Raw genomic sequence first — 23,432 nt, 5'->3', positions numbered from 1 at the left:
AGGGATAGAGCCCTAAGCCTGTCCGAGGATCTCCTCGTAGAGCCGCACGGTGCGCCGGGCGACCGCGTCCCAGCCGAACTCCTCCACCGCGCGCCGTCTTCCGGCCTCACCCATGCGGCGGGCGCCGTCCCGGTCCGCGAGCACCGAGTCGAGGGCGCGGGCGAGCCCGGTCTCGAAATCGTCGTCCACCGGCACGAGTACCCCCGTCCGGCCGTCGTCGACCACCTCGGGGATCCCGCCGACCCGGGAGGCCACGACGGGCGTGCCGCACGCCATCGCCTCCAGGTTGACGATGCCCAGCGGCTCGTAGACCGAGGGGCAGACGAAGACGGCGGCGTGGGTGAGGAGCTGGATCACGTCCGGGCGCGGCAGCATCCGCGGAATCCAGTGCACGCCGTCGCGGGTCCGGCTCAACTCCTGGTAGAGGTCCCGGAACTCCCGGTCGATCTCCGGTGTGTCGGGCGCTCCCGCGCACAGCACCACCTGCGCGGCCGGGTCGATGTCCCGTACCGCCCGCAGCAGATGGGGCACGCCCTTCTGCCGGGTGATGCGGCCGACGAACAGCACGTACGGGCGGTCCGGGTCGAGGCCGACGCGGTCGAGGGCGTCCGTGCCGTGGTCCGGCCGGTAGAGGGTGGTGTCGATGCCGTTGTGGATGATGTGCACCCGGTCCGGGTCGAGCGCCGGGTAACAGCCGAGGATGTCCTCGCGCATGGCGCCGGAGACCGCGACGACCGCGTCGGCGGACTCGATCGCGGTGCGCTCGGCCCAGCCGGACAGGGCGTAGCCCCCGCCGAGCTGTTCGGCCTTCCAGGGGCGCAGGGGCTCCAAGGAGTGCGCGGTCATCACATGCGGCACGCCGTACAGCAGTTTGCCGAGGTGACCGGCGAGGTTGGCGTACCAGGTGTGGGAGTGGACGAGTTCGCGGTCCTGGAGCGCGGCGGCCATGGCGAGGTCGACGGAGAAGGTGCGCAGCGCGTCGTTGGCGCCGTCCAGCGCGGTCCAGGGACGGTGGCGCACGACGCCGTCGGCGCGGCCCTCGCCCCAGCAGTGCACCTCCAGGTCCACCAGCGGTCCGAGCTCCCGCGCGAGGAACTCGACGTGGACGCCCGCACCGCCGTACACGTCCGGCGGGTACTCCCGGGTCAGTAGTCCCACGCGCACCCGCAACCCCCTGGTCCGAAGCGGCCGGTCGCCTTCATGGTCACTCAGATGCGGCCCGTGGGGAAGAGCCCGGCACCCGGGTGAAGCAGCAATCCCCGCAGAGGCCGCCGCCGGGGACGCGGTAGTAGAGGCAGCAACTGCGCCGTCGGAAGCCGGTGCCGGCGCCGGTCAGCGTGCCGGCACCGTCGAGGAGGGGATGAGCGAGGAGCCCGGCGGCCAGCTCCCGGGCGTGGTCGCCGGCCGCGGTACGACCGCTGTCGCGCGCCCGGCTCTCCAGCAGGCGTGCCGCGGCCGCCAGCGCGGAGGCCGCGTTGCCCCGCAGCAGTCCGGGTGCGAGGCGGTACCGGGCGCGCAGGGCGGCCGCCAGGGGGTCGAGGTGCCCGTGCAGGACGACGTGCGCGACCGTCTCCGGGTCCGCCGGGCGGGCGCGCACCTCGGTGAGCCACAGGTCGTCCGGGGCGCTGCCGGCGGGGTCCCAGCGGATCAGGTGGGCGTCCAGGTCGGGGAGCCGCCCGTACAGCACGGCGCAGCCGAGCGCGGCCGACCAGAGCCGGGCGGCGAGCGCCTGGTGCGCGACCGAGGCGGCGACCCGGGCTTCGGGGGCGCCGATGCCGTCGGCGACCCGGCGGACCCGAACCACTAGGGGATGCCGGTCGGGGTCGGCGGCGGGCGCGGCGTAGGCCTGGGCGAGGGTGGGCAGTGGCCGGTGCGGCGGGGCGCCCGTGCGCAGGACGAAGAATCCGCCGAGGTCGTTCAGTGCGGCGAGGCCGGGGGCGAGGTTCACGGGAAGCAGTAGTACCAAGGCCCGTCGAGCGGTGCGCAAGGGGTTCCGGCGGGGACTCCGCGTCCTGTGTCGCCCACCCAGGGGAGGACGGCGGGCGGGGCGTACTCCATCGGCAGTAGGACCTATTGACTGCTCAGGGACGACGACGGGAGGCGATCGGCACGGCAGGGTGGTCAACCATGGAAGCCGACCGTTCGTCGCGCCGGGGTCGCCGCCCCAGCCCCACGCGGAGGTGCAGCTCATGAGCGCCCTCGCGCTGTCCGTGCTGCTGTCCTTCGTGTCCGCCGTGGCCTACGCCGGCGGTGCGATCGTCCAGGAGCGGGTCGCGGTGTCCTCCCCCGGCGAGCGGTACGCGCCGCTGCGCCGGCCCGCCTGGTGGGCGGCGCTGCTGCTGAACGGTCTCGGCGGGCTGCTGCACGTGGTGGCCCTGGCCTGCGGCCCGCTCAGCCTGGTGCAGCCGCTGGGTGCCCTGACCATCGTGTTCGCGCTGCCGATGGCGGCGCTGTTCGTCGGCCGGCGGGCCGGCGCCGCCGCCTGGCGCGGCGCGATCATGGCGACGGTGGGGCTCGCGGGTCTGCTGTCCCTGGTGGGCACCTCCGAGGCCCAGTCGCTGACCACCGCGCAGCGCGGGGGCCTGGCCGTGGTGACCGCCGGTGTGGTCGCGGCGCTCACGGTCGCGGGCCGGGCGGCGCACCGGCATCCGGCGGTGCGCAGCGTGCTGCTCGCCACCGGCTCCGGCATCGCCTTCGGCATGTCCTCGGTGTTCACCAAGACCGTCACGGTCGACTTCACCGACGGGATCGCGGCGTCGGAACTGCCGTCCCTGGCCGCGATAGGCGTCCTGGCCACGGCCGGCATCCTGCTGTCGCAGGCGTCGTACCGGGGCGGTGGCCTGGCGGCGCCGCTGGCCACGCTGACGGTGGTGAACCCGGTGATGGCGGCCGCGGTCGGGCTCACGCTGTTCGGCGAGACCTTCAGCTACGGCACGACGGGCACCGTGCTCGCCCTCGGCTGCGGTGTGGTGGCCGCGGGCGGGCTCATCCTGCTGACGACCGAGCGCATCGAGCGTACGACTCCGGTCGTGGTGACCGGGACCGGGCAAATGCCCGCCGAGGTGGCGTCGGCCGCCGAGGCGGTGTTGTCTGCCGAGGCGGCGCTGTCCGCCGAGGCGTCCGGGGCCTCCGGGCGGGGCGTGCGGGTGGACGCGGTCGTCGTCCCGGTTGCACCGGCGGCCCGGGAGGAGGACCCCGCGCAGGGCGAACCGCCGCTCATCCTCGGCCTGTTCTACGGTGCCCCGTGCTACGGCGGGCAGATCTACGCGAACCCCTGCGTCCCGGTGCCCGTGCCCGACCGGCACGAGTCCCGCGTCGGATCCTGACCTCCGGCGCCCGGCCCCGGGTACGGGTCCGGGTGCGGATACGGGTCCAACTCTGGATACGGGCCCCGGTCCTGTTGCGGCGGGTCAGATCCTGACGCCGCAGGACCTCAGGTAGGCGAGCGGGTCGACGTCGGTGCCGAAGCCGGGCCCCGTGCGCACCTCGAAGTGCAGATGCGGTCCGGTGACGTTGCCCGTGGCCCCCGAGCGTCCGATGCCGCGTCCGGCGGCGACCGACTGCCCGGCCCGTACGGATATCGCCGACAGGTGGCCGTACTGCGTGTAGTGGCCGTCGGCGTGCCGGATGACCACCTGGTAGCCGTAGGCGCCGCCCCAGCCGGCGCTGACCACCCGGCCGGCCGCGGCCGCCTTCACCGAGGTACCGGTGGGGACCTCGAAGTCGACGCCGGTGTGGTAGCCCTTCGACCAGTGGGCGCCGGTCGCGTGGTAGGGCGTGCCGACGCCGCCGCCGACGGGGGCGACGAGGGTGTGCGGGGTGGCGTGGGGACGGGACTTGGCCGTGCCGGCGGCGGGCTTGGCCTCTCTGGCGGGGCGCGTGGCGGTGGACGGCTTGCGGTGCGGCTCTGCCGTCGTACGCGACTTGGGCACGGCGAGCCGCTGACCCGGCTGGATCAGGTTCGGGTCGGCGCCCACGGTTGTGCGGTTGACGGCGTACAACTGCCGCCAGCCACCGGAGACATGACGCTCCTCGGCGATGCCGGAGAGGGTGTCGCCGCGGACCACCTTGTACATCTCGGCGCTGCCGGCCCGCGCCTGCGGGGCGGTCTGCGGCCGTACGTCGACCTCGCGGGCGGAGCTCTTGGCACTGCGCACGGTCCGCTGCCCGGCCGTGTCCGGGTGGACGTCGGGGGCGCCGCCGCCCCGGGCGAGACCGGCCCGGGTCGAGCACACCGGCCAGGCACCGGGTCCCTGCCCGTCGAGCACCTTCTCCGCGACGGCGATCTGCTGGTCCCGGGTGGCCAGGTCCGCGCGGGGCGCGTACCGCGTCCCGCCGTACGCCTCCCAGGTGGACCGGGTGAACTGGAGTCCGCCGTAGTAGCCGTTGCCCGTGTTGATGTGCCAGCTGCCGCTCGACTCGCAGGCCGCCACCTTGTTCCAGGTGGAGGCGTCGGCGGCGTGCGCGGCTCCGGCGCCGATGAGCGGAATGGCCATCCCGGCGCCGCCCGCCGTGACGGTGAGCGAGGCGCGGTTGATCCTGTTCGGCTGGTACCGGCGGTGCCGGCCGCGTACGGCCATCTCAAGCCCCCTCGACATGCGTCAGGAGGGGCGAAAGTAACCGCCGCGAACAGGCCGTGACAAGACGGCTATCGGCCGGTTCGTCACTCCAACTGACCGGTTGGGGCACCTGATTGGCCGGATCCGCGGGCCGTGCGCTGAGCCACTGGGCCCCCGCCGCGCGTATGGAAGGGTGCCGGGTCCGGATATGCGCGCGCCGTACCGGCACGTCAGGATGGTCGAAAGGGTATGAACGGCGATACTGGCGGGCACGGACGGCGCGACGGACGGAAGGCCGACGGCGGAACCGGCGGCGGACCGGCCGTCAGCGGCATCGACGGCGGCACTGGCGGCGGACCGGCCGACGGCACCGGCGGCGGGGCCCCAGCGTTCCACTTGATGATTCACCGGATTTTCGAGGAGCAGGCGGTATGAGCACTACAGCCCAGATCGGCGTCACGGGACTCGCGGTCATGGGCCGCAACCTCGCCCGCAATTTCGCGCGCAACGGCTACGCGGTCGCACTGCACAACCGGACGGTGGCCCGGACGCACGCCCTGGTCGAGGAGTTCGGGCACGAGGGGGACTTCGTCGCGGCCGAGACCGCGAAGGAGTTCGTCGCGGCCCTGGAGCGGCCGCGCCGCCTGGTCATCATGGTGAAGGCCGGCGATCCGACCGACGCGGTGATCCAGGAGTTCGCCCCGCTGCTGGAGCCCGGCGACATGATCATCGACGGCGGCAACGCGCACTTCGCGGACACTCGGCGCCGGGAGCGCGAGCTGCGCGAGCAGGGCATCCACTTCGTGGGCGCCGGGATCTCCGGCGGCGAGGAGGGCGCGCTGCACGGGCCGAGCATCATGCCGGGCGGCTCGAAGGAGTCGTACCAGTCGCTCGGTCCGATGCTGGAGAAGATCTCCGCGAAGGCGAAGGACGGCGCGCCGTGCGTCACGCACGTCGGCCCCGACGGCGCCGGGCACTTCGTGAAGATGGTGCACAACGGCATCGAGTACGCCGACATGCAGCTGATCGGCGAGGCGTACCAGCTGCTGCGCGACGTGGCCGGGTACTCCCCCGCGCAGATCGCGGAGATCTTCCGCACCTGGAACACGGGCCGGCTCGACTCGTACCTGATCGAGATCACGGCGGAGGTCCTGTCCCACGTGGACGCGGCGACCGGCAAGCCGTTCGTGGACGTGGTGGTGGACCAGGCCGAGCAGAAGGGCACCGGCCGCTGGACGGTCCAGATCGCCCTCGACCTGGGCGTGCCGGTCTCGGGCATCGCGGAGGCGGTCTTCGCCCGTTCCCTGTCGGGCCATGCCGACCTGCGGGAGGCCTCGCGCGGGCTGGCGGGCCCGAAGGCGTCGCCGCTGAGCGAGTCGGAGGCGGGCGCCTTCGCCGACCGGGTGGAACAGGCGCTGTACGCCTCGAAGATCGTGTCCTACACCCAGGGCTTCCACGAGATCGCCGCCGGCAGCGCGGAGTACGGCTGGGACATCGACCTCGGCGCGGTCTCCGCCATCTGGCGCGGCGGCTGCATCATCCGCGCGGCCTTCCTGGACCGGATCCGCGCGGCTTACGACGCCCGCCCGGACCTGCCGAGCCTGCTGTCCGACGACACCTTCGCCCAGGAGATCGCGGCGGCCCAGGACGACTGGCGCGAGGTCCTGGTCGCCGCGACCCGGCAGGGCGTGCCGACCCCCGGCTTCTCGGCCGCCCTCGCGTACTACGACGCCCTGCGCGCCGAACGGCTGCCCGCCGCGCTCACCCAGGGGCAGCGGGACTTCTTCGGGGCGCACACGTACCGGCGGGTGGACCAGGACGGCTCCTTCCACACGCTGTGGGGCGGGGACCGGTCGGAGGTGACGGCTTAGGGATTCCGCTTCGCCGGCCGCCTCGGCCGGGAGTACGGGCGTAGCTGCGGAGCAGGCAGAAGACGGTGGGCGGCCGGAGCCGCCCACCGTCTTCCTTCGTTTTCCTTCGGTCGCGGGCGGGGCGAGGGGCGGGTACGCCTGGGCGGTAGCGAGGTCGGGTCGATACCGGGGGCGGACCGGGTCCCGGGTCAGGTCGGACGTCAGGTCAGGGGGCCAGGTCGGATCCCGAGGCCGGGTCACGTCCCGAGGCCGGGTCACGTCCCGAGGCCGGATCACGTCCCGAGGCCGGATCAGGCGTCAGGTCAGGGGTGGTCCCGGCTCGGGGTTCGGGACCGGCTCCGGGCCCGGCGGGATCGGGGACGGCGGGGGCTCCGGAGGCAGAGGACTGGGCGGCGGGCTGGGGATCGGGCCCGGGGGCGTGGGCGGGATCGGGCCGGGGCCTGGCGGCGGGGGCGGAGGCGCGGGCGGCGGGGTCGGGCCAGGACCGGGTGGTGGGCCCGGCAGCGGCCCTGGTGCCGGAGGGGGCTCCGGGGCCGGGGGCGGCTCCGGTGTGGGCACGGGGTGCGGTTGCGGCTGCGGATGCTGGGGGTCCGGACCCGGCATGGGTGAGGGCGAGGTGGGGTCCGGGTACGGGTCGGTCATGGCGTCCTCCGGCCAGTCGGTCGACATCGGCTCTGGACTACTCCCCCACCTACCCGACCCCCGCGCCACCAGTCACCCGACGGGGGCACGGCGAGCAGCCGGGCGGACCCATGGGTGGCGGGCGGCCTGTTCGGCTACGTGGGGGTGTCGAGCGGTCGGGCGGGGCCGTGTCGTGCCGCGCGTGCCGCTGCCTCGAAGCCCGGTCGCGGACTGGAGAGGACGGGGACCGGGGTCGTCATGAGGTGCTGGGCGGGAGCCATGGAGGCCTGGGCGAGGACGATCGCGTCGGCGTCGGTGACCCGGTCGGCCACGGTGGCCACCTCACGCACGTATCCCTCGTTGTCGCCGGCCTCGAAGCGGGACCAGGCGGCGTCGACGAGCACGAGGCGGACGGTGACGGTGCGCCCGGCGCGGCGTGCCTCCTGCTCGATGAGCGCGGTGGTCGGCGCGAGGGTGCTCGCGACCGTCGCGAGCAGGACCACGCGTGGCCCGGCGGCGACCGCGGCGGCCGCCATGGGGCGGTCCACCCGCAGCACGGGCACGACGAGCTGCGCCGTCCCCGCCTCCTCCGCGACGCCCCCGAGGGTCGAGCAGGTGCAAAGGACCGCCCTGGCGCCCTCGGCGACCGCCCTGCCGAGCACCGCCGCCACCGCGTCCGTCACCGCCGCCGGACCTTCCCGGCGGGCCCGGCGCAGCAGCTCCTCGTCGACGAAGTGCCGTAGCCGGAGGCCGGGGTGGGTCTCGTCGCGCAGCCCGTCGAAGACGGGGACATGCGCCGGCGAAGTGTGCAGCAGGGCGAGCATGGCTCAGAACCGTTCCGGATGCGCCGCGAGCCACTCCCGCGCGGCCCCCAGCAGCTCGGGGTCGGCCGCCGGGGCCTCGTCGCGGTGGCGTTCGGCCCACTTGACGACGTACGAACAGAGCGGGGCCACGGCGGCACCCTCGCGCCCGGCGATGGCGTACAGCTCGCGCGCCAGCGAGCCCGCGATGCCCCGGCCCTCGTGGGTCGGCTCCACGATCGTGTGCACGGCTACCATCGCGCGCCTGGGTCGTTCGAGGACGAAGTACTCGATGCGGCCGACGACCGCACCGCCCTCCACCGCCTCGAGGCGTCCCGTCGTCCGGTCGTCGCGGATCTCGATGTCGCTCACGGTCACGCTCCTGGTCGGTCAGCTCGATACGGCCTGCGGGCTGCGCTCCTGGTCGGAACCCGGCACCGGCTCGGAGGCATCGGCGCCGAGCGCCACCATACGGTTGTCCGCGTCGACCTGGACAACCCGCGGCTGAAGGGCCCGCGCCTCGGCGTCGGTGACCTGGGCGTAACTGATGATGATCACCAGGTCTCCGGGGTGCACGAGATGCGCGGCTGCCCCGTTGATCCCGACGACCCCGGACCCGCGCTCGCCCTCGATGACGTACGTCTCCAACCGCGCGCCATTGGTGACGTCGACGATGTGGACGAGCTCACCGGGCAGCAGATCGGCGGCGTCGAGCAGGTCCGCGTCGATGGTCACGGATCCCACGTAGTGCAGGTCGGCCTGGGTGACGGTGGCGCGGTGGATCTTGGACTTGAACATGGTGCGCAGCATCGAACTACTCCTGAAGCTAGGCTCCCTGCCTGCGTTCTTGCAGGTCAAGGGCTGGCTCGACACCTTACAGCCAGTCGTATGTCCGGACAGCTCTCCTCAGGTTTTTCGGGACTCATACCGGCTTCTTCTTCCAGTTCTTCCTGGACGACTTCGCCGGGACCTGATCGCGCTACGTCGGCTTGCGGGGAATTCCCGGCCTCTCCGGCGGATCGTCGGGTGTGTCAGTGGCCGACAGGGCGCCGGGGCAGCGGAGACGAGTACACGACGCTGGTCGTGACGGAGCCCAGGCCGCCGATTCGGCCGGAGACTTCTTCCAGGTGGCGCATGGAACGCGCCGCGACCTTGATGACGAAGCAGTCGTCGCCTGTCACGTGATGGGCTTCCAGGATCTCCGGCATCGCCTTGACCAGGTCGTGGAAGGGCTTGTAGTTGCTGTTCGGGTAGCGCAGCCGCACGAACGCCATGATCGTCAGCCCGACCATGTCCGGGTCCACGACCGCCGCGTAGCCGCTGATGATCCCCGCCTCCTCCAGTCGGCGCACGCGCTCGGTGACCGCGCTGGCCGACATGGAGACGGCACGTGCGAGGTCGGTGAAGCTGACCCGGCCGTCGCGCTGGAGAACGTCGAGGATGCGCCAGTCGATGGTGTCCAGGGAAATCGTGGTCATTCACGAGAAGTAGCACGGATTCCACGGCTTCAGCAATCAAAGGCCGTGGATGATGCCTTCTGGGTGCCCGTTCCGGCCCGTAGATTCGAGGGCGTAGACAGCAGCCGGGCCGTGTCGTCCGGCATCAGGAAAGGCCCTGTTTCATGACCACGACCGTCCCGAACCCCATCCTGCGCGTCGCCCCCGCGGCACCCGCCGAGGCCGCCGTCCACTTCCGTGCCTCACTGCGCTTCCACGCCGACGTGGCCGACGTCGCCGCCGCGCTCACGGCCGGCAGCGACCCTGGATTCGTGGTTCTCGACTCCCGTTCCACCGAATCCTGGGACCAGGGACACATCCCCGGCGCGGTCCACCTGCCTACCGCGCTCATCCCCGAACAGGCCGGGGACTTGCTCGACAGGTCGGTGCCCGTCGTCACCTACTGCTGGGGCCCCGGCTGCAACGGCGCCACCCGTGCCGCCCTCGCCCTCGCCGAACTCGGCTACCAGGTCAAGGAGATGCTCGGCGGATTCGAGTACTGGGTACGCGAGGGCTTCGCCTACGAGACCCGGCAGGGCCCGGAGCGCCGCGACGCCGACCCCCTGGCCGCCCCGGTCACGGGCGCCTGCGGCTGCTGACCCCGCCCTGTCGGCGAGTTGCGCCGGACGGACCAGGCGCCGTACCCCGCCGACTGGAAGCTCCTGCGAAGAGCCGTTCGACTCCAACTCACCCCAGAAAAGCGAGTGATGGGGCTGGCCAAGAGCGCAGCGGTAGCGCAACTTGTTGAGAGAGGCCCCGCCTGTGGTGTCTTCCACGGCTGCGCCGTCCGCGCGCCAGCCGGCAGCTTCGTAGAAGCGCCGGGCGCGTTCGTTGTCTTCCAGGACCCACAAGGTCGCTTGCGTGTAGTCGGCCTTTCCCAAGGTCTTCAACGTGGCCGGCATCAACTGCTTCCCGATCCCCGTTCCCCAGACTTCGGGCAGCGCGTAGAGCATGCCGATCTCCGCGACGGCAGGGCTCTCCTCGGACGGGCCGAAACCTGCGAATCCGACGATCCCCGCCTCGGTTTCGGCTACGAGCACTCCCGACGACGGCCACCGTGCCTCCGCGATGCGCGTCCTCCACTTGGGCTCTTCGCGGCTTGGCTCCATGGCGTCGAGATAGGCCTGGGGAACCAGACCGGCGAACGCCGCCTGCCAGGAGCGCACGTAGACACCAGCGACCGCCACTGCGTCGTCAGGCCATGCCCGTCGGGTCTGCATGACCGTCATTCTTCAAGTCCCCACAAGCCGGGCCAAACCCTTTTCCCGGCGGCGATGACGAGCGCTCTCCGGTCCGTTCCAGTAGAGCCATGCGGAGTCCGCATAGCGCATCGCGGTCTTCTCTCCGGGCCCGACGACCTCCGCGACGTGGAGCGGGCCGGGGCCTTTGAGTACAGGCCTCTCCGAGTTGCCGGTCGACGCGGAGCCGATCCAGCGTCACGTCCTGTCCCCGCATCCCGACGCTGATCCAGTGGTTGCGGGCGGTCCTCGCCCGCGGCGTTCCGCAGCAGGATCCGGGCGACCGCCTCGGGGGCGGGATGCGTCGAGCGGCCGGCCCGCGTGCGCTTCGCGTGGCCGTGGCTGCCGTCGGTGGAGAACAGCCAGTCCCGGCACTCGACCGCGGCGACCAGCCCGGCGCTCACGTTCTGCGCACTGCCGTGGTGGGGTGCCTTGACGAGCGAGACCGGACACCCGTTGCCGTGCCAGAGTCGGCGCAACGACGGGACCAGGACGGAGACCCGCTGCCGCACAGGCGGTCGGCCTCCGAACCTCTCCCGGCAGCACGGAGGGCACCTGCGACGGCCACGGGGACTTCTGAGAAGCTCGCTCACATGTCCGACGATCTCCGTGTACCCACTCCCCGGGCCTCCTCCGGTGCCGCCCCGGTCTCCCACGGCCCGTGCGTGCTGCTCAAGCACGGCGAGGTCTTCCTCAAGGGCCGCAACCGCCACCGCTTCACCGAGCGGCTGCACGACAACCTGCGCGTCTCCCTGCGCGGGGTCGGCGGCTCGACCTGGATCAAGACCGCGCAGAACGTCACCGTGCTGGGCGGGCAGGTCCCCGTTGAGGCCCTGGTGGAGCGGGCCCGGCGCGTCGTCGGCTTCAACTCCGTCGAGCCGGCCGTACGGGTGCCCAGCACGCTCGACGGCATCACGGCGGCGGCGATCGACGCCCTGCGTGCCTTGAGCGGCGAGCGCCGGGGGCTCCGCTTCGCCGTGCGGGTGCGGCGGCGGGACAAGCAGTTCCCGCTGACCTCCTCCCGCATGGAAGTGTTCCTGGGGGCCCGGGTACTCGACGCCGTGCCCGCGCTGACGGTCGACCTCACCGCGCCCGACGTGACGCTGAACGTCGTGATCGACCACAAGGAGACGTACCTCTCCTGTGAACGCCTCCCCGGTCTGAGCGGGCTGCCCGTCGGTGCCAGCGGACGGGCCCTGGTCCTGCTCTCCGGCGGCTACGACTCCCCCGTCGCCGCCCACCGGGCCATGCGGCGCGGACTGGCGTGCGACTTCGTGCACTTCAACGGCGCTCCCTACACGAACCCGTCGTCCGTGTACAAGGCGTACGCCCTGGCCCGTGAGCTGAACCGCTGTCAGCCGCCCGGAACCCTGCACGTCGTCGCGCTCGGCAAGGCGCAGAAGCAACTCGCCGTGGCAGGGGCCGGGCGGCTCCAGGTGGTCGCCCAGCGCCGGCTGATGGTGCGCACCGCCTCCGCGCTGGCCGACCGTATCGGTGCCCAGGCGCTGGTGACCGGCGACAGCCTCGGGCAGGTCGCCAGTCAGACACTGGCCAACCTGGTCGCGGTGGACGAGGCGGCGGCGCTGCCCGTACTGCGTCCGCTGATCGGCTGGGAGAAGCAGGAGATCATCGACGAGGCCCGGTCCATCGGCACCGCCGGCATCTCGGTCCTGCCCGACGAGGACTGCTGCAGTCTGCTCGCCCCTCCCCGGGTCAGCACCGGGGCGCGGCTGCCGCACCTGCGGTCGGTCGAGAAGCGCCTCGACCTGGAGGAGGTGGTCGAGGCGCTGCTCGGTTCGGCGCAGGTGCTCCACCCCGGGGTGGACGAGGAGGCCCCGGTCGCCGACGACAGCTGCCCAGCACCTGCCTAGGCGGTTGGTGGACGTGCTACCGCCGGCTTGACCCGACTCGCACGGTGACCGGCCTGGCCCAGGTCCCCGGCCATGGGGGCGCCCATGTGTCCGAGTCCGAGGAACACGACGGTCCTCCTCACCAGGCCGCCTCCGCGGTGGTGCCAGAGCCGGCGAGGCCCAGTTCACGGTCGCCGAGCGGGGCGAAGAAGCGGTTCACGTCGGCGTCGGTCACCTCGGCGAGGGTGTCGGGGGACCAGCGCGGGTCGCGGTCCTTGTCGATGACCTGGGCCCGGATGCCCTCCACCAGGTCGGGGCTGCTCAGGGCGGCGCAGGAGACGCGGTACTCCTGGTCGAGGACCGGCTCCAGCGATCCGAGACGGCGGGCGCGGCGCACGGCGGCCAGGGTGACCTTCACGGCGGTCGGTGACCTGGTGAGCAGGGTTTCGGCCGCCTCCTTGGCGGCGGGCTCGCCGTGGTCGAACAGCCGGCTCACGATGTCCTCGACCGTCGCGGCGGCACAGCAGGGGTCGATCCATTCCCTCTGCCCCTCCAACTCCCCTTGCGGCAGCGGTCGGGCATGGCGCGCCAGCACCTCCCGTACGGGCGTGCCGGCGAGGTCGTCGATGAGGGCCGGCAGGGCCGCTGACGGCACGTAGTGGTCGGCGAGCCCGCAGAGCACGGCGTCGCCGGCGCCGATCTGCGCACCGGTCAGCGCGAGATGGGTGCCCAGTTCCCCGGGGGCGAGGGCCAGCAGATGGGTGCCGCCGACGTCGGGTACGAAGCCGATGCCGGTCTCCGGCATCGCGATCCGCGAGCGCTCGGTGACAATGCGGACGCTGCCGTGCGCGGAGACGCCGACGCCGCCGCCCATCACGATGCCGTCCATGACGGCGACGTACGGCTTCGGGTAGCGGGCGATACGGGCGTTGAGGCGGTACTCGTCGCGCCAGAAGGCGGCCGACGCGGTGCCGTCCCCGTCACGGACGTCGTCGTGGATGGCGCGGATGTCACCGCCCGCACACAGGCCGCGCTCCCCCGCGCCGGTGACGACGACGGTCTCCACGGCCGGGTCGTGCTCCCAGGCCGTCAGTGCCGCGTCGATGCGGCGCACCATCTCGTGGGTGAGGGCGTTGAGGGCCTTCGGCCGGTTGAGGGTGATGTGGGCGGCCCGTCCGTCGGTGTGGAACAGGACGGGTTCCTCGGCGGCGGTCATCCGAACGCCTCCGTCAGGCCGCGGGCCACGATGACACGCATGATCTCGTTGGTTCCTTCCAGGATCTGATGGACGCGCAGGTCACGGACGATCTTCTCAAGGCCGTACTCGCCGAGGTAGCCGTAGCCGCCGTGCAGTTGGAGCACCCGGTCGGCGGCCGAGTAGCCGGTGTCGGTTCGTGCGATCACGCCGTGCATGCCCTGCACGCCGGGCGCCGGAATCGGCGGATCCGCGAGGTCCGCGGGTCCCGGAGCCTCCTACAGTCGAGGTATGCGCATCGTCTCTTTGCTGCCCGCCGCAACCGACATCGTCGCCGAACTCGGCCTGTCGGAGCAGTTGGCCGGCCGTACCCACGAGTGCGACTGGCCGCCGCGCGAGGTCGCCTCGGTGCCTGTGGTGACGGGGGCCGACCTGGACCAGGACGCGCTCACCAGCCGGGAGATCTCCGACGCCGTCGGCGGATCGGCGCACTCCGGCTCGTCGCTGTACACGCTGGACACCAAGGCTCTGGCCGCCCTGCGCCCCGACGTGGTGCTCACCCAGGACCTGTGCGACGTGTGCGCGGTGTCGTACGAAAGGGTCAGCCGGACCGTGCGGCTGCTCGACGCCGGCACCCGAGTCCTCAGCCTGGAGCCGCGCACGCTCGACGACGTACTGGACTGTCTTGTCACAGTCGGGGACCTGCTCGGCGTGCGCGAGCGCGCCCAGCGGCGCCGGGGCGAGTTGCAGGCGCGCCTCGCCCGGGTCCGCGGCGCGGTCGCCGGCCTCGGCCGGCCCCGGGTCGTGGCGATCGAGTGGCTCGACCCGCTGTGGCCCGCCGGGCACTGGGTGCCCGAGCAGATCACCACCGCCGGCGGTGAGCCTCTCCTCGCCGCGCCCGGCGAGCACACCAAGCCGATGACCTGGGAGGCGGTGCGCCACGCACAGCCGGACGTGGTCCTCGTCCTGCCGTGCGGCTTCCCACCTGAACGCACCCTGTGGGAAGCCGCGTTGCTCACCGGGCTGCCCGGCTGGACGGATCTGCCCGCCGTTCGGTCCGGCCGCGTCTGGGTGCTGGACGGGCCGTCCTACTTCAACCGGCCGGGCCCCCGCGTGGTGCGCGGCGCGGAGGTGCTCGCCCAGGTCCTGCACGGTGTGCCGGCCGGCGAGGCGGTCACATCGGCCGAGGCCCGCCCGTTCCCCGGCCGGTGACGACGGGCCGGCCTCCTCACGCGTCCGGGCCTCCTCGCGCGTGCGGGCCTCAGGAATCCGTGGCACGTCGTGGCGGTGTGATGGCGTAAAGGTCGAGGATGTCCGGCAGGGGAGCCACGCCCGGGCCTCCGGCGCGCACCCAGGCGACGATGTCCTCGGTCGCGTCCGCATCGTTGACGAGTCCGAGCCAGACCGGCCGCGCACCGGCGGCCCGGCCCGCGGTGGACGGCTGGACCACGATGACGTTCGCCTGCTCGCACACGTCGAGGCAGTCGGAGATGCGCACCGGCACCTCCGCTCGCAGCCGCGCGGTCTGCGCCGCGTGATCGACCCCGGTCACCTTGGGGCTGCCGCAGCAGCAGTCCCGGCACACGACGACCCGGCACGGCACCGAACCGCTCCCCGTCACGGCACCGCCCGGTGCCTCGTCCGTCGGCCTCTCGGGCACGCCGCACCACTCCCCTCCCGGGGAGATCCGCCCCGGTGTCGCTCGAGGAGGCGACCGCGTGAGTCTCCTGGCTCCCGGGTCTTCACTCGTCCCGCCTTCCCACCCCGGGCGGGGCAGTGGCCTTCCGGAACTCGCTCACCGGTCACAGTGGCGGGACCGCGCCGGATTCTCACCGGCTTCCTCGGACCGCCGTCGCCTTATGTCGCCGATCATCATCCCACTTGCTGTCGGCTCACTTGAGAACGGCCCGCTTCGTTCATTTCTGGCACTGCGGGCACCAGACCGTGCGGCGCCCGCCGACGCGGTTCGAGCACAGAGGCCACCCGCAGCGAGGACACATCGGCTCGCTGTCGTCCCTGTGCCCGGTGAGCCAGGAGCGCCTCGGCGGCACGCACCCGGCGACCACGGACGTCTCAAGGACCCGGCCCATCCCCGCATGGACACGCCGGATCTCGGTCTCGCTCAGGTCCCGCGCGGGAGTCCGCGGAGGGACACCGGCCCGCCAGAGGATCTCGTCGGACAGGAGGTTCCCGAGACCCGCGATCACGGACTGGTCCATCAGCGCGCTCTTGACGGCGCGCCGTCGTCCCGAGAGCAGCTCCCTGAATTCCGGTGCGCGCACGGTGAGGGCGTCGGGACCGAGACCGTCCGTGATCCGTTCGATCTCCGTGTCGTCGGCCAACCGCACGCCATGCAGCTTGCGTTGGTCGCGATAGCGGAGGTGTCGGGAGCCGTCGATCGTCAGCAGGACGCGGTCGTGCGCCTCGATCGGTTCGTCCGGGGAACAGCACCGCAGCGACCCCGTCATGCCGAAGTGCCAGACAAGAGTGGGACCACCGTCGTCCGTCGGCACGAACAACCACTTTCCGTGCCGCCACGCCTCCCCCAGACGCCTGCCCACCAGCTCCCTCCGCAGCCGCTGCGCGCTGACGCCGCGCAGAACCCCTGCGTCCCGCACCTCGACGTCCGTGACACACCGGCGCCGGCCGCAGGTCATCAGCACCTCGCGGAATCCCTCGACATCCGGCAGTTCGGGCATGCGTTCGTCCCGGCTCTTCGTCGTGCGGTCGTCAGGCCGCCACACGCGGTGACGAGTACCCGTGGAGGGCGAGCCCACGCGCTCGGCACTCTGCTTCGGGGCGTCATGCCTCCGATCGGACGCTCGCCGGTTTGACGGACGGCTCGACCGGGACACCCGCGGAGGGTGCGGACGCTCCTGGGCGACTACTGAGCCATCGCTGCTTTTGGGCCGACCCGGCCCACGGCCTACCGGCGCTTCACCCAACGGGTGTGGCTGCCACGACGAACAACCCCTCGTAGGGTGGACCGTCATGGCCGAGTCTCACCCGCTGCTGGGCATGTTCCTCGATGCTGCCGACGGACGCTTCCCGCCTGCAGACGGCCGCGTAACAGTTCTTCCGCCTCTGCCGGGTGGGCTGGAGTGCTCGGTCGCCTTCACCGGGCACGCCGTGGTCGCCACCGCCCTGTTCACTTCCGACATCCAGGCTCAAGGACCCGACGGTTACGGGGCTTCAATGGCTCCTGATTTCCTGCGCTACCTCGCAGGTCGCGAGGGGTGGATCGACAGTGTCGACGCGACACTCGTTGCGCGTGGCGCGCCGGCCCCTCGCCGCCTGCCTGAACGTCTCGATGTCGATGACCACCCACGCGTTCGTCATGCTCAGGCTCTGCGTACCGACGTCCGTGTCTACGGAGATGAACGCGGCCTTGTCACACTGGCCGGTGGCCTGGCTGGACGGCGCGAGATGAGCATCGAACTCAACGACCCTGGTAGCAGTGCGGCTGGGCTCGGTCGCTCCCTGCTGCGTGACGCGCTCACCCTGCTCCCCACCGGTGAGCCGGTTTTCGCCGCTGTCGCCCCAGGCAACGCTCGATCCCTTCGAGCTTTCCTCGCGGCTGGTTACAGTCCCCTGGGCAGCGAGGTCATCATCCGTCCCAAACGGCCGGCCTCGGGGTAGACACGCATCCTCGCCCGGACCCTGGGCTGATCCTCGGCCAAGAGCGGGGCCGGGTCACCGTTCCCGCCAGGGCAGCCCAGATCAACATGGCCACGCCGATGCCGAGCAGGGCCAACACCCAGGGGTTCAGCAGCGCATCCACCGAACCCCGCTCGTCGTCTGATGCAGTCCGCCTCCGGCGTCCTGACTCGTCGCACTACACCACGAGACCGAGGAAATCCGCCCATGTCGAGGAGGCGACCTCGAATCGCGGCCCGTCGCTCTGCTTGGAGTCGCGTACGTGCACGGCTCCGGGAGCGTGTGCGACTTCCACGCAGTCGTCACCTTCGGATCCGCTATAGCTGCTCTTGAACCAGTCCAGTTCACCGGCGGTGTTCATAGAGCCCCTCTCATCCGCTGCAACAACTCCGCCGAGTCCACTGGGGACAGGGCCTGCGAGCGCATCTTGGCATACCGCATCTGCATGACGCTCGCCGCTTCTCGGTCGGAGACCAACTGTCCGGTCTTCTGCCCCTCCGAGTACCCCAACCACTGACGTTCCGGGGTCTCCAGGAGTCGCATGGGTCCGTCCGTACCCGCGTGGTGCGGCTGCCTCTGCGGCATGATCTGCAGCTCCACGTTCCACAGTTTCGTGCGGACGAGGAGGTGGTCGAGCAGTCCTCGGGTGACCTCCTCACCTCCCGTGTGCCGCAGCAGTACCGACTCCTCGACAATGAAACTGAACGCGACCGGCGGCCTGCGCGTCAACAGTTCCTGCCGCGCCAGCCGAGCGGCGATCCGCTCCTGGAGCTGCTCCTCCGTCGGCGGAGGCGGCACGTTGAGCATCAGCGCCCGCGTGTAGGCCTCGGTCTGGAGCAGCCCCGGTACGACCCGGCACTCGTACGTGCACAGGCTGACCGCCGTCTCCTCCAACTGCGCCCACTCCCGGAACCAGACCGCCAGCCCCCGCTGCCGCCCCACGTGCCGGGCCACCGCGCGCAGCACACCGAACGACTCCAGCGCCTCCTCGGCCCGTTCGACGAAGAGCGCGGTGGGCATCCGCCGACCCTGCTCGACAGAAGCGACTGAAGCATGCGAGTAGTTGAGCCGTTCGACCAGCTGTTCCTGCGTCAGCAGGGCCCGTTCACGAAAGACCTTCAGGGCCGCCCCGAACGCCTTCATACTGCCGGACGAATCAAGCGCACTGCCACTTGCCATGAATGACGACCCCCTTGTCACACCCGCGTCACCTCTTGCAACGGGTACAACGGCCCGACCATGAGCAGGGGTTACGTGTCCGGCCCGGCTACAACCAGTACGGGATGGCCTGTACGGGCGGCCGGGGGCCGCATGCGCGCGGCCTGGACGGACGCTGCGAAGGCGTCACTTACGGTCACGAACGGCGATCCTTGAGACTCTTGAGCTTGGCCATCGCTGCGTCGAATGACTTGGAGTCCTTCTGTGACGGCACACCCCGCGTACGAACAGAGCTGGACGATCTGCGGTCAACGCCAACTGGACTACGGCTACTCGCCCCCGGTACCGGACCGCATCGACTGGGGATTCTGGCCGGGTGTGGGTCCCGGAGCCGAGGTCCTCGGAGACATCCGCGGCAAGCGGATACTCGACGTCGGATCCGGTCCCGGGCACCACGCCGTCCACCTGGCCCGCGAGTACGGCGCCCTCGTGGACGGCATCGACCTGTCCGCCACCCAGCACCAGCGCGCACTGAACGCCCACGGCAGCGAGCCCGGAGTCCGCTTCCTGTGCGGTGATGTCGCCGAGCATCTGCGTCGCGCGGAACCGTACGAGGCCGCCTATGGCATCCGCACCTTCGCCTGCATCGACCCGCACCACCTGCTGCCGGCCCTGCGGGACGCGCTGGTCGACGGCGCGCCCCTCGTCTTCTCCGCCCTCCACACCGACGCCGACGCACAGGGGCCGTCCAACGAGGTGGTGCCACGACAGGAGTTGATCCGACTGCGCGACGGGGAACCCATCCCCACCCAGATGTGGGTGCTCACTCCGCAGCTCTGGGAAGACCTTCTGACCGAGCACGGGTTCCGGGTGGAGGGGGTCGAACTCCTCACCGCACCGGAACCGGACAACCCCGGGATACTCCAACTCGTCCGGGCCCGACGCCACCGCACGACCAGCCCACCCCGCGTAACAAGTCGTCCACGGACCGCCCGGCCGCCCGTACCCCACGCCGCGATCGGCGTCGGAGCCATCATGTTCGGCGAGCGGGGCCTGCTCACTGGGACGGCACCGGCACGGCACCTGAGAGCTGCCCGGGGGTACCGTCGAGCCCGGCGAGTCCCTCCACGACACGGTCGTGCGCGAACTCGCCGAGGAGACCGGGCTCGTCGCGCGCCCCGAGGACGTGACTCTGCTGGGCACGCTCATCGACCACGTCGACGACGTCGTACGCGTCACCGTCGGCGCCGTCGTCACGGCCTGGCAGGGCGAGCCCGCCGACCAGCCGCACGAAAGCGTGGGCGAGTGGCGGTGGTGGGCCCTGGACGAGCTGCCGCAGGGACTGTTCGTGTGCAGTGCCCAGATCCTCACGTCCTGGCGCTCCGACCTGCCGCCCATCGACCACGCACCGGCGCACTTCACTCCGTACGCGGACCGGACACTGATGCCTACGAAGCAGGACAGCACGACCTGACTGGATCCCCGGTTCGCGTCCGCGGCATGGCGCGCCGGACCAGGTCACACCGGCGCGGCAACGCCCCTAGTTCTGCGGTGCCAGGGTGCGCAGGACGCAGAACTCGTTTCCCTCGGGGTCTGCCATCACCACCCAGTTTCGGCCTGAGCCCTGGCCCACATCCGTCTTGGTGGCGCCGAGGCCGAGCAATCTGGTCACCTCGCCCTCGGTGCTGCCGTCGATCGGGCTGACGTCGAGGTGAAGCCGGTTCTTCACGGTCCTGCCCTCGGGCACCTGGATGAACAGCAGCGTGGGCGGCATCTGGCGGGCCCGAACATCCTCGACGGTCGGCACCCAGGAGCCGATCTCGACCTTGCCCTCGCTCCGGTCGATCACCTTGAAGTCCAGGACCTCGCACCAGAAGGCCGCAAGCCTCTCCGGGTCGCGGCAGTCAACGGCCAACTCGGTGAACCTACTTGTCATGACTCTCCCAGACAGTGCGGACGGGGCTCAGAGTATGCCGCCCGTCCGACGGCCTGCTACCTCGACGTAGGGGTGTCGGGTTCCACGGCCGTGGCTTTCGGCCGACCTTCGGCGTCTCCTGCCGTCCCGGGCTGTTTCGTGCGCCGATACATCCTGGTGATGGCTGCGCACTGCGACGCCGTCGACAGTGCCATGGCCGAGCAGATGCCCGGCAGGCCCCATCCCGACAGTCCGTACGCAAGGGCCAGTTGCAGCACCACCCCGAACGCGGTGATCCGGGCAAGGGCCGGGCTGCCGCCACTGCCCTCGAACACGCCGCCCAGCGCGATGAAGCACGCGAGCAATACCAAGTAGGGCCCCACGCAGCGCAGATACAGCGCCCCCGCCTCGGCCACCTCGCCGTCGGCGCCGAAGATTCGCATGATCCACGGGCCCGTACCGAGCAGAGCCAGAGAGGTCGTGAGCCCCAACGCCCCGGCCAGGAGCAGCGCCTGGCGTCCGATGTTCCGGCGTTCGTCCTGACCGGCGCCGAGTTGATGGGCGGTGTGGATGGCGGCGGCCTGGCGTACCGCGTAGAAGGCCATGGTGGCGATGTACATCGCTTTGGTCGCTATCCCGTACGCGGCGACGGCGCTGACACCGATCCGGGCGACCACGGCAACGAGCGCGAGTGTCCCGGCCATTCTGACGACGAAGTCGGCGGACATCGGCAGACCGGTCGCAGCCGTCCTGCGTGCGTCGGTGCCCAGTTCTTTGATGCGGAGCGACGAGGTTCCTCCGCCAGTCTGCGGGAGTGTGCCGTTTCGGAGCAGCGTGAGGAAGCCACACACGAGCGCGGCCGCCCGCCCCAGTACGGTGGAGATCGCCGCCCCGCGCACTCCTAGTCCGAGACCGAGGATGAGCAGGGGATCCAGCACGAGGATCAGCCCGTTCGCGAGCAGTGAGAGCTTCATCGGGGTGCGGGTGTCGCCCGTGCCCTTGAGGATGCCGTCGACGACGTTGATGGCGAAGAACACCGCGATCCCGGGTAGCGCGATCGAGAAGTACCCGGTGGCGAGGGACAGTGAACGGCCTTCGTCGCCGCCGAGCACGAGACGGGCCAGCGGTTCGCGGCAGAGGTATCCGCCGATGGCGACGACGGGTGTGACGAGTGCCCACAACGCCCAGCCACCGCGTACGGCGGATCGCAGCGCCGCCGGATCCCCCGCGCCTCTGGCCCGTGCGACCAGCACGGTCGTGCCGGAGCCGGCGACAAGGATGACGCCGAGCAGCAGGTTCTCGACATTCGTGGCGACCGCCACCGCGGCGACGGCGTGCCCGCCGAGCCGGGCCACCCACACCATGTTGATGATCCCTGCCATGACCCCGGCGAGGAGTTCGAAGTAGACCGGAATCGCGAGTGACATCAGCCTGCGACGGTGCTGCGCTGCACTCATCACACCCCCCTCTTTTCGCTGTACCTCGATTCGAGGTACAGCGAAAAGAGATAGCATGCTGGCGTCGAGTGGACAAGCGTGCGGATGGCGCCGAAGGGGACCGGTTGATGCTGGAGTTGTCGATTCTGGGCTTCCTCTATGAAGCACCCCTGCACGGCTACGAACTGAAGGCGCGCATCCAGGGCCTCAGCGGTCACATCCGTCCTGTGAGCGACGGCGCGCTCTACCCCGCCATCACCCGACTGGTGAAGGCGGGCCTGGTCGAACAGCGCACCGAACCCGGAAGTGGTGCCGCGCAGCGCCGGACGCTGTCCCTCACCGAGTCGGGCCGTACCGAGCTTCTGGGGCGCTTGAGGAGCCCCAAGGAAGTCGAAATCACCGATGGACAGCGCTTCTTCACGCTGCTCGCGTTCTTGCGACACCTTCCGGACCGTGCCGAGCAGGCGGCCGTCCTGCGGCGCCGTCAAACGTTCCTCGACACCCCGGCGAGCTTCTTCTACCGCGATGGTGAGCCCGTACGGGCCGAGGACGCACCGGACCTGTTCCGGCAGGGCATGCTGCGCATCGCCCGTGCCACCGGAGCCGAAGAGAGGAAGTGGCTGGACGAGGCGATCGGCAGGCTGGAGGGCTGAGCGCGGTTCAACGGCCAGCCGGGGCAGGGGTCGGCCGGCGTGCTCGCCGGGGACATCGCGCGTGACCGGCTGCGTTCCGGTGACCGGCTGCCGACCCATCTGCACCCGGCACGGACCCTCGGTGTGACCGGGGGGACCGTCGCCCGCGCCTACGCCGGTGGGGGGCGAGGTCGGGCGGGGCACCTTCGTCCGCTCCAACTTCGGGCCGGCGCAGGCTGCGGCGGCGTATTCGACTGCCTGCCGAAAGGCGGTATACGTCGAGCCGCGTTCATCATGGAGCAGTGGGCCCGACGACGAGCGCGCGGTGAGGAGGGCCATGAGGCGATGACGGTGTTCGCCGTCAACCCGACGGACAGCGCCTCGGTGCTGGCCGCCTTCGGTGCGCTGGGGGTCCTGGTCGTGACCTTCGCGGAGTCGGGTCTGATCGTGGTCGGCTTCTTCCTTCCCGGTGACACGCTGCTGATCCCGGCCGGCGTGCTGTGCGCGCAGAGCGACGGCCAGACGCCGCGGATGGCCTTGTGGCAGGTTCTGGTCTGCGCCGCCGTGGGCGCGGTGGCGGGCGGGCAGGTGGGGTTCCTGCTCGGGCGGCGGGGCGGGCGGACCCTGCTGGCCCGCTCCTCCAACCCGAGGCTGAAGGAACGGGCGGCTCGGGCGCAGGCACTCCTGGCCCGCTACGGGCAGGGCAAGGCGCTCGTGATCGGCCGCTTCATCCCGATGCTGCGGTCCGTGCTGCACCCGGCGGCCGGGGCGCTCGGCGTGCCCACGCGGACCTTCACGCTCTGGGCGACCGTCGGGGGCGTGCTCTGGACCCAGAGCCTGGTGCTGGCCGGGTACGCCCTGGGGGCGTCGGTCCCCCGCATCGGGGACTACCTCCTGATCATGGTCGCCGTGCTCATCGTGCTCTCCCTGGTGCCCCTGCTCGTGCAGGCGCGGCGTACGCGGCACGCCCGGCAACCGCCGCCGCGGTGAGTCCGCCCCCACAG

The 23,432-nt window shown here is 71.5% G+C and carries 23 protein-coding genes, 3 pseudogenes and 1 riboswitch; of the genes and pseudogenes, 10 read left to right on the top strand and 16 right to left on the bottom strand.

Going from position 1 to position 23,432, the window contains the following annotated elements; all coding sequences use genetic code 11:
• Positions 1 to 12: 12 nt before the first annotated feature.
• Positions 13 to 1,164 (bottom strand): glycogen synthase, encoded by a 1,152-nt coding sequence (gene glgA / locus ACIQFZ_RS08270; protein WP_365416983.1) that lies wholly within the window; start codon positions 1,162 to 1,164, stop codon positions 13 to 15.
• Positions 1,165 to 1,204: 40 nt separating this feature from the next.
• The gene (locus ACIQFZ_RS08265) at positions 1,205 to 1,948 is read right to left on the bottom strand and encodes a (2Fe-2S)-binding protein (RefSeq protein WP_365416981.1); all 744 of its coding nucleotides are present in this window, start codon (positions 1,946 to 1,948) and stop codon (positions 1,205 to 1,207) included.
• A gap of 241 nt (positions 1,949 to 2,189) precedes the next feature.
• Here ACIQFZ_RS08265 and ACIQFZ_RS08260 point away from each other — a divergent pair, with 241 nt between their 5' ends.
• Entirely contained in the window at positions 2,190 to 3,326 is a 1,137-nt protein-coding gene (locus ACIQFZ_RS08260) for a DMT family transporter (protein WP_365416979.1), read from the top strand.
• Between the two features lie 84 nt (positions 3,327 to 3,410).
• On the opposite strand, the gene ACIQFZ_RS08255 is transcribed toward ACIQFZ_RS08260, so the two are convergent.
• Positions 3,411 to 4,580: a transglycosylase family protein gene (locus ACIQFZ_RS08255; protein ID WP_402690861.1), complete on the bottom strand. Its 1,170-nt coding sequence runs from the start codon at positions 4,578 to 4,580 to the stop codon at positions 3,411 to 3,413.
• A 410-nt stretch (positions 4,581 to 4,990) separates the two neighbouring features.
• Here ACIQFZ_RS08255 and gndA point away from each other — a divergent pair, with 410 nt between their 5' ends.
• The gene (gene gndA, locus ACIQFZ_RS08250) at positions 4,991 to 6,430 is read left to right on the top strand and encodes an NADP-dependent phosphogluconate dehydrogenase (protein WP_365416973.1); all 1,440 of its coding nucleotides are present in this window, start codon (positions 4,991 to 4,993) and stop codon (positions 6,428 to 6,430) included.
• 776 nt (positions 6,431 to 7,206) lie between these two features.
• Here the strand turns inward: gndA and ACIQFZ_RS08245 are convergent.
• The 4 genes from ACIQFZ_RS08245 to ACIQFZ_RS08230 all read right to left on the bottom strand — a co-directional run bounded on the left by ACIQFZ_RS08245 (position 7,207) and on the right by ACIQFZ_RS08230 (position 9,329).
• Entirely contained in the window at positions 7,207 to 7,875 is a 669-nt protein-coding gene (locus ACIQFZ_RS08245) for an aspartate/glutamate racemase family protein (RefSeq protein ID WP_402690860.1), read from the bottom strand.
• 3 nt (positions 7,876 to 7,878) lie between these two features.
• Positions 7,879 to 8,223 carry a GNAT family N-acetyltransferase gene (locus ACIQFZ_RS08240; protein ID WP_365416968.1) on the bottom strand — a complete coding sequence of 115 codons (345 nt, stop codon included), beginning with the start codon at positions 8,221 to 8,223 and terminating at the stop codon, positions 7,879 to 7,881.
• Between the two features lie 18 nt (positions 8,224 to 8,241).
• Entirely contained in the window at positions 8,242 to 8,661 is a 420-nt protein-coding gene (gene panD / locus ACIQFZ_RS08235; RefSeq protein WP_365416966.1) for an aspartate 1-decarboxylase, read from the bottom strand.
• Between the two features lie 221 nt (positions 8,662 to 8,882).
• Positions 8,883 to 9,329 (bottom strand): Lrp/AsnC family transcriptional regulator, encoded by a 447-nt coding sequence (locus ACIQFZ_RS08230; protein WP_402690859.1) that lies wholly within the window; start codon positions 9,327 to 9,329, stop codon positions 8,883 to 8,885.
• Between the two features lie 143 nt (positions 9,330 to 9,472).
• On the opposite strand from ACIQFZ_RS08230, the gene ACIQFZ_RS08225 reads away from it, so the two are divergent.
• A complete protein-coding gene (locus tag ACIQFZ_RS08225; protein WP_402690858.1) occupies positions 9,473 to 9,946 on the top strand; it encodes a rhodanese-like domain-containing protein in 474 nt (157 codons plus the stop codon).
• A gap of 183 nt (positions 9,947 to 10,129) precedes the next feature.
• Here ACIQFZ_RS08225 and ACIQFZ_RS08220 read toward each other — a convergent pair.
• Positions 10,130 to 10,456: pseudogene (locus ACIQFZ_RS08220) on the bottom strand (GNAT family N-acetyltransferase); the annotation flags it as partial.
• Positions 10,457 to 11,178: 722 nt separating this feature from the next.
• On the opposite strand from ACIQFZ_RS08220, the gene thiI reads away from it, so the two are divergent.
• A complete protein-coding gene (gene thiI / locus ACIQFZ_RS08215) occupies positions 11,179 to 12,456 on the top strand; it encodes a tRNA uracil 4-sulfurtransferase ThiI (RefSeq protein WP_402690857.1) in 1,278 nt (425 codons plus the stop codon).
• Positions 12,457 to 12,574: 118 nt separating this feature from the next.
• Here the strand turns inward: thiI and ACIQFZ_RS08210 are convergent, their stop codons facing one another.
• Together ACIQFZ_RS08210 and ACIQFZ_RS08205 are read right to left on the bottom strand one after the other, a co-directional pair.
• Entirely contained in the window at positions 12,575 to 13,651 is a 1,077-nt protein-coding gene (locus ACIQFZ_RS08210; protein WP_402690856.1) for an enoyl-CoA hydratase/isomerase family protein, read from the bottom strand.
• Positions 13,648 to 13,827 (bottom strand): annotated as a pseudogene (locus ACIQFZ_RS08205) (acyl-CoA dehydrogenase family protein); the annotation flags it as partial. The gene ACIQFZ_RS08210 and the pseudogene ACIQFZ_RS08205, both read right to left, overlap by 4 nt.
• Before the next feature lie 94 nt (positions 13,828 to 13,921).
• Between ACIQFZ_RS08205 and ACIQFZ_RS08200 the strand changes: the two are divergent.
• Positions 13,922 to 14,842, top strand: a complete 921-nt coding sequence (locus tag ACIQFZ_RS08200; protein ID WP_383058057.1) for a cobalamin-binding protein — start codon at positions 13,922 to 13,924, stop codon at positions 14,840 to 14,842.
• 49 nt (positions 14,843 to 14,891) lie between these two features.
• Here the strand turns inward: ACIQFZ_RS08200 and ACIQFZ_RS08195 are convergent, their stop codons facing one another.
• Complete coding sequence (locus ACIQFZ_RS08195; protein WP_376542949.1) at positions 14,892 to 15,290, bottom strand: (2Fe-2S) ferredoxin domain-containing protein; 399 nt, start codon at positions 15,288 to 15,290, stop codon at positions 14,892 to 14,894.
• Between the two features lie 60 nt (positions 15,291 to 15,350).
• A riboswitch (cobalamin riboswitch) is annotated at positions 15,351 to 15,473 on the bottom strand.
• 73 nt (positions 15,474 to 15,546) lie between these two features.
• Positions 15,547 to 16,329: a DNA-formamidopyrimidine glycosylase family protein gene (locus ACIQFZ_RS08190; protein WP_365416952.1), complete on the bottom strand. Its 783-nt coding sequence runs from the start codon at positions 16,327 to 16,329 to the stop codon at positions 15,547 to 15,549.
• 292 nt (positions 16,330 to 16,621) lie between these two features.
• On the opposite strand from ACIQFZ_RS08190, the gene ACIQFZ_RS08185 reads away from it, so the two are divergent.
• Positions 16,622 to 17,269: a hypothetical protein gene (locus ACIQFZ_RS08185; RefSeq protein ID WP_402690855.1), complete on the top strand. Its 648-nt coding sequence runs from the start codon at positions 16,622 to 16,624 to the stop codon at positions 17,267 to 17,269.
• 196 nt (positions 17,270 to 17,465) lie between these two features.
• Here the strand turns inward: ACIQFZ_RS08185 and ACIQFZ_RS08180 are convergent, their stop codons facing one another.
• Together ACIQFZ_RS08180 and ACIQFZ_RS08175 are read right to left on the bottom strand one after the other, a co-directional pair.
• Positions 17,466 to 17,648: a DUF397 domain-containing protein gene (locus ACIQFZ_RS08180; protein WP_376651772.1), complete on the bottom strand. Its 183-nt coding sequence runs from the start codon at positions 17,646 to 17,648 to the stop codon at positions 17,466 to 17,468.
• Entirely contained in the window at positions 17,645 to 18,466 is an 822-nt protein-coding gene (locus tag ACIQFZ_RS08175) for a Scr1 family TA system antitoxin-like transcriptional regulator (protein ID WP_402690854.1), read from the bottom strand. Before ACIQFZ_RS08175 ends, ACIQFZ_RS08180 begins: the two co-directional genes overlap by 4 nt.
• Positions 18,467 to 18,691: 225 nt before the next feature.
• Here ACIQFZ_RS08175 and ACIQFZ_RS08170 point away from each other — a divergent pair.
• A pseudogene (locus tag ACIQFZ_RS08170) lies at positions 18,692 to 19,261 on the top strand (SAM-dependent methyltransferase); the annotation flags it as partial.
• A 322-nt stretch (positions 19,262 to 19,583) separates the two neighbouring features.
• The gene (locus tag ACIQFZ_RS08165; RefSeq protein WP_402690853.1) at positions 19,584 to 19,919 is read left to right on the top strand and encodes an NUDIX domain-containing protein; all 336 of its coding nucleotides are present in this window, start codon (positions 19,584 to 19,586) and stop codon (positions 19,917 to 19,919) included.
• A 66-nt stretch (positions 19,920 to 19,985) separates the two neighbouring features.
• On the opposite strand, the gene ACIQFZ_RS08160 is transcribed toward ACIQFZ_RS08165, so the two are convergent.
• Both ACIQFZ_RS08160 and ACIQFZ_RS08155 read right to left on the bottom strand, forming a co-directional pair.
• Entirely contained in the window at positions 19,986 to 20,381 is a 396-nt protein-coding gene (locus ACIQFZ_RS08160; RefSeq protein ID WP_365430257.1) for a VOC family protein, read from the bottom strand.
• Positions 20,382 to 20,437: 56 nt separating this feature from the next.
• Positions 20,438 to 21,817 (bottom strand): MATE family efflux transporter, encoded by a 1,380-nt coding sequence (locus tag ACIQFZ_RS08155; RefSeq protein ID WP_402690852.1) that lies wholly within the window; start codon positions 21,815 to 21,817, stop codon positions 20,438 to 20,440.
• 107 nt (positions 21,818 to 21,924) lie between these two features.
• On the opposite strand from ACIQFZ_RS08155, the gene ACIQFZ_RS08150 reads away from it, so the two are divergent.
• Both ACIQFZ_RS08150 and ACIQFZ_RS08145 read left to right on the top strand, forming a co-directional pair.
• Entirely contained in the window at positions 21,925 to 22,449 is a 525-nt protein-coding gene (locus ACIQFZ_RS08150; protein ID WP_365430261.1) for a PadR family transcriptional regulator, read from the top strand.
• Positions 22,450 to 22,779: 330 nt separating this feature from the next.
• A complete protein-coding gene (locus ACIQFZ_RS08145) occupies positions 22,780 to 23,418 on the top strand; it encodes a DedA family protein (protein WP_383058072.1) in 639 nt (212 codons plus the stop codon).
• Positions 23,419 to 23,432 lie beyond the last annotated feature (14 nt).

The sequence above is a fragment of the Streptomyces sp. NPDC093064 genome (genome assembly GCF_044754605.1).
In the GTDB taxonomy this organism is placed as follows: Bacteria; Actinomycetota; Actinomycetes; order Streptomycetales; family Streptomycetaceae; genus Streptomyces.
The sequence above is the reverse complement of the archived record's forward strand: the minus strand, read 5'-3'. Positions and strand labels throughout refer to the sequence as shown.